Source organism: Pseudomonas sp. GW821-FHT02C04 (genome assembly GCF_059421845.1).
In genome coordinates, this window is the sequence record NZ_JBWKVT010000013.1 from 60709 (window position 1) to 73582 (window position 12874).

At 58.9% G+C, this 12874-nt stretch carries 11 protein-coding genes; 8 read left to right on the forward strand and 3 right to left on the reverse strand.

Annotated elements, in window-relative coordinates; genetic code table 11:
• Window positions 1-95: 95 nt before the first annotated feature.
• The 6 genes from AC07VV_RS29965 (at window position 96) to AC07VV_RS29990 (ending at window position 5386) form a co-directional block, all read left to right on the forward strand.
• Entirely contained in the window at window positions 96-1160 is a 1065-nt protein-coding gene (locus tag AC07VV_RS29965; RefSeq protein WP_085710620.1) for an ABC transporter substrate-binding protein, read from the forward strand.
• A 116-nt stretch (window positions 1161-1276) separates the two neighbouring features.
• A complete protein-coding gene (locus AC07VV_RS29970) occupies window positions 1277-2083 on the forward strand; it encodes an alkaline phosphatase family protein (RefSeq protein ID WP_495038295.1) in 807 nt (268 codons plus the stop codon).
• A 5-nt stretch (window positions 2084-2088) separates the two neighbouring features.
• Window positions 2089-2925, forward strand: coding sequence for an ABC transporter permease (locus tag AC07VV_RS29975; RefSeq protein WP_495038303.1), 837 nt, complete (start codon window positions 2089-2091; stop codon window positions 2923-2925).
• Complete coding sequence (locus tag AC07VV_RS29980) at window positions 2912-3712, forward strand: ABC transporter permease (protein WP_096822924.1); 801 nt, start codon at window positions 2912-2914, stop codon at window positions 3710-3712. The genes AC07VV_RS29975 and AC07VV_RS29980 overlap by 14 nt, the downstream gene beginning before the upstream one ends.
• Window positions 3709-4698: an ABC transporter ATP-binding protein gene (locus tag AC07VV_RS29985; protein WP_192560138.1), complete on the forward strand. Its 990-nt coding sequence runs from the start codon at window positions 3709-3711 to the stop codon at window positions 4696-4698. The genes AC07VV_RS29980 and AC07VV_RS29985 overlap by 4 nt, the downstream gene beginning before the upstream one ends.
• Before the next feature lie 34 nt (window positions 4699-4732).
• On the forward strand, window positions 4733-5386 hold the full coding sequence (locus AC07VV_RS29990; protein WP_495038296.1) for an HAD family hydrolase: 654 nt from the start codon (window positions 4733-4735) through the stop codon (window positions 5384-5386).
• Window positions 5387-5431: 45 nt separating this feature from the next.
• Here AC07VV_RS29990 and AC07VV_RS29995 read toward each other — a convergent pair whose 3' ends face one another.
• The gene (locus AC07VV_RS29995; RefSeq protein WP_495038297.1) at window positions 5432-6394 is read right to left on the reverse strand and encodes a zinc-binding dehydrogenase; all 963 of its coding nucleotides are present in this window, start codon (window positions 6392-6394) and stop codon (window positions 5432-5434) included.
• 181 nt (window positions 6395-6575) lie between these two features.
• On the opposite strand from AC07VV_RS29995, the gene AC07VV_RS30000 reads away from it, so the two are divergent.
• Together AC07VV_RS30000 and AC07VV_RS30005 are read left to right on the forward strand one after the other, a co-directional pair.
• Window positions 6576-8660 carry a carboxy terminal-processing peptidase gene (locus AC07VV_RS30000; RefSeq protein ID WP_495038298.1) on the forward strand — a complete coding sequence of 695 codons (2085 nt, stop codon included), beginning with the start codon at window positions 6576-6578 and terminating at the stop codon, window positions 8658-8660.
• A gap of 134 nt (window positions 8661-8794) precedes the next feature.
• A complete protein-coding gene (locus AC07VV_RS30005; RefSeq protein WP_495038299.1) occupies window positions 8795-10585 on the forward strand; it encodes a bifunctional diguanylate cyclase/phosphodiesterase in 1791 nt (596 codons plus the stop codon).
• 37 nt (window positions 10586-10622) lie between these two features.
• On the opposite strand, the gene AC07VV_RS30010 is transcribed toward AC07VV_RS30005, so the two are convergent.
• Together AC07VV_RS30010 and AC07VV_RS30015 are read right to left on the reverse strand one after the other, a co-directional pair.
• Entirely contained in the window at window positions 10623-11039 is a 417-nt protein-coding gene (locus AC07VV_RS30010; RefSeq protein ID WP_495038300.1) for a hypothetical protein, read from the reverse strand.
• An 8-nt stretch (window positions 11040-11047) separates the two neighbouring features.
• Window positions 11048-12874 (reverse strand): RHS repeat domain-containing protein (locus AC07VV_RS30015; RefSeq protein ID WP_495038301.1); only part of this gene is annotated, 1827 nt, incomplete at its 5' end.

The following is a 12874-nucleotide window of genomic DNA, read 5'->3' on the forward strand; positions in this document are numbered from 1 at the left end:
GTGTCATCCAGCCCCCCTACATTGGCTCAGGTATTGCTGACCTAGACCAACACAAACCGCAATCGCAGCGTTGAACACGACCAAGGAGCTTCGGAATGAAACAGCTTTTCCTGGCAACACTGTTAGGCTCGACCATTGCCATGTGCACCGCCGCCATGGCGGCTGATGATCTGAAAACCCTCGAAGCCGCTGCGAAAGCGGAAGGCGCCGTCAACAGCGTCGGCATGCCCGATGACTGGGCCAACTGGAAAGGCACCTGGGAAGACCTGGCCAAGACCTACGGCCTGAAACACATCGACACCGACATGAGCTCGGCCCAGGAAATCGCCAAGTTCGCCGCCGAGAAAGACAACGCCACTGCTGACATCGGCGACGTCGGCGCGGCCTTCGGTCCGATCGCGGTCAAACAAGGTGTCGTACAACCATACAAGCCGACCACCTGGGATCAAGTGCCTGCATGGGCCAAGGACAAGGACGGCAACTGGGCACTGGCCTACACCGGCACCATCGCCTTCATCGTCAACAAGAAACTGCTGCACGGCTCCGAAGTACCGACCAAATGGGCTGACCTCAAGGGCGGCAAATACAAGGTTTCCATCGGTGACGTGAGCACCGCGGCCCAGGCTGCCAATGGCGTACTCGCTGCTGCGCTGGCCAACGGCGGCGACGAGAAAAACATCCAGCCTGCCCTGCTGCTGTTCGCAGACATCGCCAAGCAGGGTCGCCTGTCGATGGCCAACCCGACCATCGCCACCATGGAAAAAGGCGAGATCGAAGTCGGCGTGGTCTGGGACTTCAACGGCCTGAGCTACAAGGCCAAGATGGCCAACCCGGATGACTACGTGGTGCTGATCCCGTCCGACGGCTCGGTGATTTCCGGCTACACCACCATCATCAACAAATACGCGAAGAACCCGAACGCCGCCAAGCTGACCCGCGAATACATTTTCAGCGACGCCGGCCAGACCAACCTCGCCCGCGGCAACGCTCGCCCGATCCGCGCCGAGCACCTGACCCTGCCGGAAGACGTGAAAGCCAAACTGCTGCCGAACGAGCAGTACAAGAAGGTCACGCCGATCAAGGACGCCGATGCGTGGGAGAAAACCTCCAAGGCTCTGCCGCAGAAGTGGAACGAAGAAGTCATCGTAGAAATGAAGTGATGCTGTAGATCCCGTTTTCGGGGTTACTGAAGATCCCCTGTGGGAGCGAGTTCGCTCCCACAGGGGAATCTGCGTTGAATTCAAAATCTGATCTGTTTCGCGGAGTTTTTGCCCCTATGAAGCACAACGTCATCCTTGTCGTGCTCGACGGCCTCAATTACGAAGTCGCGCGTCACGCCATGGGGCATCTGCAGGCTTACGTCGGCGCAGGACGCGCCGCGCTCTACCAGTTGGAGTGCGAGTTGCCGGCCCTGTCCCGACCGCTTTACGAATGCATCCTCACGGGCGTGCCGCCCATCGACAGCGGCATCGTCCACAACAACGTCTCGCGCCTGTCCAATCAGCGCAGCATCTATCACTACGCCCGCGATGCCGGTCTGAAAACCGCCGCCGCGGCGTACCACTGGGTCAGCGAGCTATACAACCGCTCGCCGTTCGTGGCCGCCAGGGATCGTCACACCGATGACCCGGCGCTACCGATCCAGCACGGCCACTTCTACTGGAACGATCACTACCCGGACTCGCACCTGTTCGCCGACGCCGAAAACCTGCGCCTGCGCCACGCCCCGGACTTTCTGCTGATCCATCCGATGAACATCGACGACGCTGGCCACAAGCACGGCCTCGACACCCCGCAATACCGCAACAGCGCGCGCAGCGCCGACATCATCCTCGCCGACTACCTGCAAGGCTGGCTCGACGCCGGCTGCCAGGTGCTGGTGACCGCCGACCACGGCATGAACAACGACCGCTCGCACAACGGCCTGCTGCCGGAAGAACGTCAGGTGCCACTGTTCGTGCTCGGCGATGCCTTCAGCCTAAACGCCGACGCCACGCCGAAGCAGACCGACATCTGCGGCACCGTCTGCGAGCTGCTCGGCGTACCCCACGACAAACCTGTGTGCCGGGAGTTGCTCAAGTGAACTCAATGACTCGCGGCAAATGGCTGGCCGCCCTGTGCCTGGTTCCCTTTGCTCTGTTCTTTATCGTGTTCGAAATCGCCCCGCTGGTCTGGGTGATGATCAACAGCCTGCAATCGGAAGAGTTCGGTTGGGGTTTCGCCAACTTCAGCAAGATCTTCAGCTCGAAGTTCTATTTGCAGGCGATCCAGTACAGCCTCGAAATCAGTTTCTGGTCGAGTGTGTTCGGGATCATCATCGCGGTGCTGGGCGCCTACTCCCTGCGTCGGGTCGATTCGAAGCTGCGCAACTTCGTCAACGCCTTCGCCAACATGACCAGCAACTTCGCCGGTGTGCCTCTGGCATTCGCGTTCATCATCCTGCTCGGCTTCAACGGCAGCATCACCATCATGCTGAAACAGGCCGGGATCATTCAGGATTTCAACCTGTACTCGAAAACCGGGCTGATCATCCTCTACACCTACTTCCAGATTCCCCTCGGCGTCCTGCTGCTGTACCCGGCATTCGACGCCCTGCGCGAAGACTGGCGCGAATCCGCTGCACTGCTCGGTGCTGACGGCTGGCAGTTCTGGCGCCACATCGGCCTCCCGGTGTTGACCCCGGCCCTGCTCGGCACCTTCGTGATCCTGTTGGCCAACGCCCTCGGCGCCTACGCCACGGTCTACGCGCTGACCACCGGCAACTTCAACGTGCTGCCGATCCGCATTGCCGCGATGGTCTCCGGCGACATTTCCCTCGATCCGAACCTGGCCAGCGCCCTGGCCGTGGTGCTGGTGGCGCTGATGACTCTGGTGACCGTCGTGCATCAACTGCTGTTGAAGAGGAGCTACCATGTCTCGCGCTGAATCCGGCCCGGCCGGCGTCTACCACCGCGTCGTGGTCTATCTGCTGTTCGCCATCCTGCTGCTGCCGCTGGTGGGCACGCTGGTCTACTCGATCGCCAGCAGTTGGTCGGCCACTATCCTGCCCAGCGGTTTCACCTTCAAGTGGTACATCCAGTTGTGGAGCGATCCGCGCTTCCTGCACGCCTTCGGCCAGTCGCTGCTGGTGTGCGTCGGCGCGCTGATCCTGTCGGTGGTGCTGATCCTGCCGCTGCTGTTCGTGGTGCATTACCACTTCCCCAAACTCGATGCGCTGATGAACATTCTGATCCTGCTGCCCTTCGCGGTGCCGCCGGTGGTGTCGTCGGTGGGGTTGTTGCAGCTCTACGGCTCCGGGCCGTTCGCGATGGTCGGTACACCGTGGATCCTGATCGGTTGCTACTTCACCGTGGCGCTGCCGTTCATGTACCGGGCGATCACCAACAACCTGCAGGCGATCAACCTGCGCGACCTGATGGACGCCGCCCAACTGCTCGGCGCCAGCACTTTTCAGGCAGCCTTCCTGGTGGTGCTGCCGAACCTGCGCAAGGGTCTGATGGTGGCGTTGCTGCTGTCGTTCTCGTTCCTGTTCGGCGAGTTCGTGTTCGCCAACATCCTGGTCGGCACCCGCTACGAAACCCTGCAGGTCTACCTCAACAACATGCGCAACAGCAGCGGCCACTTCACCAGTGCGCTGGTGATCTCCTACTTCTTTTTCGTGCTGGTCCTGACCTGGGTCGCCAACATCTTGAACAAGGACAAAAGCGAATGAGCTATGTCAGCGTCCAACACCTGCAAAAAAACTACGCAGGCACCACGGTGTTCAGCGACATCAACTGCGAAATCCAGAAGGGTGAATTCGTCACCCTGCTCGGCCCGTCCGGTTGCGGTAAATCCACCCTGCTGCGCTGCATCGCTGGCCTGACGCCGGTGGATGGCGGCAAAATCCTGCTCGATGGCGTCGACATCGTGCCGCTCACCCCGCAGAAACGCGGGATCGGCATGGTGTTCCAGAGCTACGCGCTGTTCCCCAACATGACCGTGGAGCAGAACGTCGCCTTCGGTTTGCGCATGCAGAAGGTCAATGCCGACGACAGCCACAAGCGCGTCGCCGAAGTGTTGAAACTGGTTGAACTCAACGATTTCGCCAGCCGTTATCCGCACCAGCTCTCCGGCGGTCAGTGTCAGCGTGTCGCCCTCGCCCGCTCGCTGGTCACCCGTCCGCGTCTGTTGCTGCTGGATGAACCGCTGTCGGCCCTCGATGCGCGGATTCGCAAACACTTGCGCGAACAGATCCGTCAGATTCAGCGCGAGCTCGGCCTGACCACAATTTTCGTCACGCACGATCAGGAAGAAGCCCTGACCATGTCTGACCGGATTTTCCTGATGAATCAGGGAAAGATCGTACAAAGCGGCGACGCCGAAACCCTCTACACCGCCCCGGTCGACGTGTTCGCCGCCGGCTTCATCGGCAACTACAACCTGCTGGACGCCGACAGTGCCTCGAAGCTGTTGCAGCGGCCGATCAACCATCGCATCGCCATTCGCCCGGAGGCCATCGAACTGAGCCTGAATGGCGAACTCGATGCGCAGATTCGCAGCCACAGCCTGCTGGGCAACGTCATCCGCTATCGCATCGAAGCCCGGGGCGTGGAATTGGTGGTGGATGTCCTCAACCGTTCGGCGGCGGACCTGCATCCCGACGGTCAGCGCCTGGCACTTTCCATCGATCCGACGGCCCTGTGTGAGGTAGCCTGATGACTTTGCTGACGTTGAAGAGAGAACTGCACTGATGGCTCTGGCAATTTTTGATCTGGACGAAACCCTGATCCACGGCGACTGCGCCACCCTCTGGAGCGAGCAGATGGGGCGCCTGGGCTGGGTCGATCCCGAATCGTTCATGCGCAAGAACAACGAGCTGATGGACGCCTACAGCCATGGCAAGTTGCGCATGGAAGACTTCATGGAATTCAGCCTCGAACCCTTGATCGGCCGCACCCCGGAAGAGGTCGAACACCTGGTCGGGCCGTGGGTGGAAGACTTCATCGAGCCGATCATCTTCAGCGATGCAACCAAAACCATCGCTGCCCACCGCAAGGCCGGCGACCGGATTCTGGTGATCTCGGCTTCGGGTACGCACCTGGTCAAACCGATTGCCGATCGACTGGGCATCGACGAGGTGCTGGGGATCGAACTGGAAGTGGCGCATGGCGTGTACAGCGGCCACACCGTGGGCACCCTGACCTACCGTGAAGGCAAGATCACCCGCTTGCTGGAATGGCTGGATGCCGAAGAGGAAAACCTTGAAGGCGCGAGTTTCTATTCCGACTCACGCAATGATCTGCCGCTGCTGCTGAAAGTGGATTACCCGCATGTGGTCAATCCGGATCCAGTACTGCTTGCAGAGGCCGAGAAGTCCGGCTGGCCGATCCACCTCTGGAAGTAAGCGATTGCCTTGTGGGAGCAGGCCTGCTCCCACAAGCATCGACGATCAGTTCAGGCTTTCGTCGATCACCAGCACCAGCTTCCCGGCCACCGTGTTGCTCGCCAGCTCGGCGAATGCTGCCTCGGCATCCTTGATCGGGAATGCCTTGGCCAGTTGTGGCTTCAGGCGCCCTTCGGAAAACAGCGGCCACACGTGCTGACTCAGATCGCTGAACAGATCGGCCTTGAACTGATCGTCACGGCTGCGCAGGGTCGAACCCAGCAGTTGCACGCGCTTGGCCAGTACCTGAGCCAGATCGAGTTTCGCTTCGCGGCCACCCATCAGACCGATCAGCACCCAACGTCCGTCCTGAGCCATCAGCTTGAGATTCAGCGCCGAATAATTACCGCCGACCGGATCCAGAATCACATCGAACGGCCCGAAGTCCCGCAGGCTCTCCAGATCGTCGGTGCGCACCACGCCACCTTGCGCCCCCAGTGCTTCACAGTAAGCCAAGCGCTCGGCCGACCCGACGCTGACCCAGCACGGATTGCCAAACGCCTTGCACAGTTGAATGGCGGCCGAACCGATGCCACTGGCCCCGGCATGCAGAAGAACTTTCTCACCCGGTTTGAGCGCAGCGAGTTGAAACACATTCAGCCAGACGGTCGCGTACACCTCAGGCAACGCCGCCGCTTCGATCAGCGAAACGCCCTCTGGGACCGGCAGCACATGCCGTCCGTCGACGACCACTTCTTCGGCCATCCCGCCCCCGGCCAGCAAGGCGCAGACCCGATCGCCGACCTGCCAGGACGAACCCGCGCCGACCTCGCTGATCACCCCGGAGCACTCAAGACCGAGCACCTGACTGGCACCCGGCGGCGGTGGATAAAGGCCCGCCTTCTGTAATAAATCCGCGCGATTGAGGCCGGCTGCCGCCACCCGGATGCGAACTTGTCCTACATCACACGTAGGACTCGGCTCATCAAGCCATGCCACTTGACCTTCAACGCCTTGCAATGCCTTCACAGTGCCTCCATAGTGAGTCTGGACTGAGCCCGAAGCTGAAGCGCCGGGCTTTTTGCATTATGCGACCGGCCCTGGGGTCTGAACGAACGCTGAACAGCAGTTATCGTACAGAGCGTAGAGGTACCGGCGACTTCAAAGACGGCCTAATATGCGTTATCAATTGTCCCCGCGTCGAATCAGCATGAAGCATTTGCTCCCCAGCACCGCCCTCGCTCTTTTCATCGGTATCGGCCTCTTGCCGGTGTCGGGCACCACATTCGCAGCCAACAGCTGGGACAAGTTGCAGCCTGATCGCGATGAAGTGATCGCAAGTCTGAACGTCGTCGAGTTGCTCAAACGTCACCACTACAGCAAGCCGCCGCTCGACGACGCGCGCTCGGTGATCATCTACGACAGCTACATCAAGCTGCTGGACCCGTCGCGCAGCTACTTCATGGCCAGCGACATCGCCGAATTCGACAAGTGGAAGACCCAGTTCGACGACTTCCTCAAGAGCGGCGACCTCAACGCCGGCTTCACCATCTACAAGCGTTATCTGGACCGCGTGAAAGCACGTCTGGACTTCGCCATTGCCGAGCTGAACAAAGGCGTCGACAAGATGGACTTCTCCACGAAGGAAACCTTGCTGATCGATCGCAAGGACGCCCCGTGGCTCAAATCCACCGCCGAACTTGACGACCTGTGGCGCAAACGCGTCAAGGACGAAGTACTGCGGCAGAAGATCGCCGGCAAGGATCCGAAGCAGATCCAGGAAACCCTGACCAAGCGCTACAAGAACCAGTTGGCGCGCCTGGACCAGACCCGTGCCGAAGACATCTTCCAGGCGTACATCAACACCTTCGCCATGTCTTACGATCCGCACACCAACTATCTGTCGCCGGATAACGCGGAAAACTTCGACATCAACATGAGCCTGTCCCTCGAGGGCATCGGCGCCGTATTGCAGAGCGACAACGACCAGGTGAAAGTCGTGCGTCTGGTGCCGGCAGGTCCTGCGGACAAGACCAAGCAGGTGGCTCCGGCAGACAAGATCATCGGCGTTGCTCAGGCCAACAAAGAGATGGTCGACGTGGTCGGCTGGCGTCTGGACGAAGTGGTCAAGCTGATCCGTGGTCCGAAAGGTACCGTGGTTCGTCTGGAAGTCATCCCGGCGAGCAATGCGCCGAACGACCAGACCAGCAAGATCGTGCCGATCACCCGTGAAGCGGTGAAGCTCGAAGACCAGGCGGTGAAGAAGTCCATCCTGAACCTGAAACAGGACGGCAAGGACTACAAGCTCGGCGTGATCGAAATTCCGGCTTTCTACCTCGACTTCAAGGCGTTCCGTGCCGGCGATCCGGATTACAAGAGCACCACCCGCGACGTCAAGAAACTGCTGACCGAACTGCAGAAAGAGAAAGTCGACGGCGTGGTCATCGACCTGCGCAACAACGGCGGCGGTTCCCTGCAAGAAGCTACCGAACTGACCAGCCTGTTCATCGACAAGGGCCCTACCGTGCTCGTGCGTAACGCCGATGGTCGGGTCGATGTACTCGAAGACGAAAACCCGGGTGCGTTCTACAAAGGCCCGATGGCGCTGCTGGTCAACCGCCTGTCCGCCTCGGCTTCGGAGATCTTCGCCGGCGCCATGCAGGACTACCACCGCGCGCTGATCATCGGTGGCCAGACCTTCGGCAAAGGCACCGTGCAGACCATTCAGCCGCTGAACCATGGCGAACTGAAACTGACCCTGGCCAAGTTCTACCGGGTTTCCGGTCAAAGCACCCAGCATCAGGGCGTACTGCCGGACATCGATTACCCGTCGATCATCGACACCAAGGAAATCGGCGAGAGCGCCCTGCCGGAAGCCATGCCATGGGACACCATCAAACCGGCCATCAAGCCTGCGGTTGACCCGTTCAAGCCGTACATCGCGCAGCTCAAGTCGGAGCATGACGTACGTTCGGCGAAAGACGCGGAGTTCGTGTTCATTCGCGACAAGCTGGCCCTGGCGCAGAAACTGATGGAAGAGAAAACCGTCAGCCTCAATGAAGCCGATCGTCGTGCCCAGCACGCCGACATCGACGCCAAGCAACTGGCGATGGAAAACATCCGTCGCAAGGCCAAAGGCGAAGAACCGCTCAAAGAGCTGAAGAAAGAAGACGACGACGCCCTCGCGGCAGCCGAGCCGGACAAGGTCAAACCAGAAGACGACGCCTACCTGAGCGAGACCGGGCGCGTACTGCTGGATTACCTGAAGCTGAGCAATCAGGTGGCCAAGAAGTAAGGTGATGGCAATTTAATGCTGACGATCCCCGGATCGTCATCAAACAGTCATCATTCTGTCGTGCAATAAAGGACTGGGAGCGGTTCTCTTCATCGAGAACGCTCCCAGTCCTTTTTTTATCGCCAGAGAATGCCATGACCACGACCGAACAGCTGAGTGCCTTGAGCTCGATCCTGACTCAAAGCGGTTTGCACAGCCTGTTCCAGCCGATCATTTGCCTCTCCGAACGACGTATCCTCGGCTATGAAGCCCTGACTCGTGGCCCGTCCAACAGTCCGCTGCACTCCCCTATCGCCCTCTTCGCCGTGGCCCGTCAGGCCGGGCGCTTGAGCGAACTGGAAATCGCCTGCCGCCAAAGCGCCTGTCGCCGTTTCAACGAACAGCAATTGCCGGGCAAGCTGTTCCTCAACGTCTCTCCCGAATCCCTGCTCGAAGCCGCGCACCAGCCGGGGCGTACGCTGCAACTGCTTCAGGATTTCGGCATTCCACCGAGCCAAGTGGTGATCGAGCTCACCGAACAGACGCCGATCGACGATTTCCAGCTGCTGCAAACCGCGCTGCATCACTACCGAGCCATGGGGTTTTCGATTGCGCTCGACGATCTTGGCGCGGGTTATTCGAGCCTGCGGTTGTGGTCGGAGTTGCGGCCGGATTACGTGAAGATCGACCGGCACTTTATCGACGGCATTCACCAGGACGCGTTGAAACGCGAATTCGTCGGATCGATCCTGCAAATCGCCAAGGCCTCTCGGGCGCAGGTAATCGCCGAGGGCATCGAGTTGCCGGAAGAACTGGCAGTGCTGACCGAGATGGGTGTCGATCTGGTGCAGGGCTACTTGCTCGGGCGCCCTCAGGAACACCCACCACGCGATGCCCGCGCCTTGATGCCCAAACACGACAGCAGCGCCGTTGCACTGAATGACGAAGGCAGCGACCTCAGCGCCCTGCTCAACGACCAACCGGCCGTGGACCGCGACACACCGACTGCCACCGTACTCGAAGCGTTCCGTCGTCAAGCCAACCTGAACTCGCTGGCGGTGCTCGACGAGCAAGGCCAGCCCTGCGGCATCGTCCATCGTCATTCATTGTCCGACGCCCTGCTCAAGCCGTTCGCCACCGACCTGTTCGCCCGCAAACCGATCAGCCGCCTGATGAACGACGACTTCCTCGCCGTGGAAATGAGCCAGTCGCTGCAACAAGTCAGCCGCCTGATCACCAGCCGCGCCCGGCAACGCATCGAAGAGGATTTCATCATCACCCTCAACGGCAGCTACCTGGGCCTGGGTCGGGTAATTGACGTGCTCAAACTGATCACCGAACTGAAAATTCAGCAGGCCCGGTATGCCAATCCGCTCACTCTGCTACCCGGCAACGTACCGATCCAGCAATGCCTGACACGGTTGCTGCAACAGGGACGAGAGTCGGTTATTTGCTATGTCGATATCGACAGTTTCAAGCCCTTTAACGATATCTATGGGTATGGGCGTGGGGATGAGGTGTTGTTGTGTCTGGCGCAGTGCCTCAACGAACGTGTCGACCCGTCTCGCGATTTTGTCGGGCATATTGGGGGAGATGATTTTCTGTTGGTGCTTGGCCCGGAGGATTGGCGCAAACGGCTGAACCAATTGCTTGATGACTTTCAGAGTCAATGCCGACGCTTCTACCGCCCTGAGCACCTTGAGGCTGGGTGTTTTGTTGCGCCGAACCGCCAGGGTATTCGTCAGGAGTTTCCGTTGTTGTCACTGTCCATCGGCGTGGTGCATTTGCATCCTGAAGCTTGTGCGCAGCTGGATGCGAGTCAGTTGGCGGAAATGGCTTCGCAGGCGAAGCATCATGCTAAGAATGTGCCGGGGTATAGTGTGCATGTGATTGATAGCCTTTCCCTGTCTAGCCTCCATCAATCACAGTTAATCGGGCAACGCTAATTTCTTCAATAGCACGAAATAACTAGGCGAATCAAAGTCACCATTGAGTTTGATCTTCAAGGCTCGCCCGAAGCAAATCATCCCTCCACAACTTACTGGCGATCTCATATACATGTTCAAAAAAACCACGAGAGTCTATTATTTCAGTTTCATCCCACGCGAGCACTCTCGGATCATCATAGTCGCTCTCAAACTCTCCAGAAAAATCAAAATTAGTATCCTGCAAATGATTTTCAAGGAGTTTATAAATCAAAAATCTATGGCGATAGGTTAAATAATCAAACTCCGGAACAATGAAACTCTTAATTATTTCTTGTTGATCCTCATATTTGTTAGGATCATAAACCCACAACGCCTTACCAAGCGTTTCTTCCCGATCGTAAATCGATATCCCACTCAAAACATGAGAGAGTCGGGGTTCATATGGAAGTCTTGTAAATGGCAGCATCAACATAATCTTACCTATCGTGGAAAGCCAGTAAATGGTCGTTTAACATCTCGCTTATCAAATTTCACTTCCGCCCCATCCAAGCTATCTATATATCGAGGATTGCTTAGATCTCTTTCATTGGGCTTGTAACCACGGCCTGCCCCTGGCAGTTTCATCCTAACAATAGGGTTTTGATCAGCATCATATCCTGTCGGCTCAGGAATTTTTTTATGCATCCTAGATAAAGCAAAATGCAACGCCCGAAACTGCATCATCCAACTACTGAATTGAGAACTCGGCCCCACCATCCCTCTAACGCCTTTTTTTGTTGGATGAGATCCGTCTATTGACCTCTGCTTTAAAGCTGCATCATCAATTTCTGGCCCATGCTTTTCTACAGAGTGCATTCTGTATTGTCTGTTCCAAGCTAATACCTGACGCTTAGCTTCAGCTTCATTTTGTGGCCCATCTTTGCCAACGGCCGGAACGATAGGCAACCCTTGATTGACGTTAGGTCTGTTAGCCTGAGTTGGTACTGAGCACTTCTGGATCTTATTGTTTTTGGGTGGCGGACAATTGGAGCTCAACCCCAACGGATCCACCCACCCCGTCGGATTCGGCACGTACTGGTACTGGTTCAATCCACCCGCCAGCTTCACCGGATCCGGCGTCAGATACCGTCCCACCTCCGGGTCGTAATACCGATGCCGGTTGTAATGCAGCCCGCTTTCCGCGTCGAAGTACTGACCCTGAAACCGTAGCGGCTGATCGAGATAATCCTCGGTCGCCAGTTCCAGCGAGGTGACCTTGCCGTAGGCGCTGTATTTGGCTGACCAGACGATGTCGCCGCTGTAGTCGGTCAGTTCCTGCGGGGTGCCGAGGTGGTCGAGCTGGTAGTAGAACGGGCAGGCGCGCTTCGGGCCTTTGCCGTCGAGCATCGCCAGCGGGCGGAAGGTGCCGGGTTCGTAGATGAAGCTGCGGTGTTGTTCCGGGCTGCTTTCGGCGATCAGGTGGTCGCCTTGCCAGAAGAACTCGGTGCTCTGGCCGTCGACGGTCTTGCGGATGCGGCGGCCGAAGGCGTCGTATTGGTAGGTCGCGGTTTTGCCATCCGGGCGGGTGAGGCCGATCAGGCGATGCTGGCTGTCGTAGCGGTATTCGGTGACGAGTTGTTGTGCGCGGCCGCGGCGTTCGCGGATCAGGTTGCCGAAGGCGTCGTAGTCGTAATGGCGGTCGCCCTGCATCAACAGGCGGTTGCCTTTGATGTGTGTGGGGCCCGGGCGATCCTGCAGCAGCAGGTTGCCGGCCGGGTCGTGGGCGAAGTTTTCCGGCACATCGTCGCGGGTGTGGCGCACGCGGATCAGCCGGTCGAGGGCGTCGTACTGGTAGCTGCGCTGGCCGTGGCGGGTGTCGGCGATGTGTTCGAGGTTACCGTTGGCGTTGTAGGCAAAGTCGCGGCGGTACAGCGCACTGCGTTGATGGCCTACGGCGTGAGCGCGTAAGCGGCCCTGTTCGTCGTAGGCGTATTCGCTGAGCAGCAGGCCCTGCTGGCGCTGCTGTTCGCGGCCGTTCTGATAGACGTGGCGGGTGAGCAAGGCGCCGTTGAGGTCGATCGCGGTCAGCGCGCCGCCCTTGGCGTAGTGGTAGTCGAGCTTGCTGTTGTCCGGCAGGCGCATGCGGCTGAGCTGGCCGCAGGCGTCGTAGGCGTAACGCAAGGTGCCCCAGCCCTGATGTTCGCGGACCAGCCGGTCCTGCAGGTCGTATTCAAAAACCAGTGGATGATTCTGGCCGTCATCCACACCGACCAGCCGACCGAGGCGGTCGTAGCGGTATTCAACCGTGCTGGCATCGGGCAGGGTCTT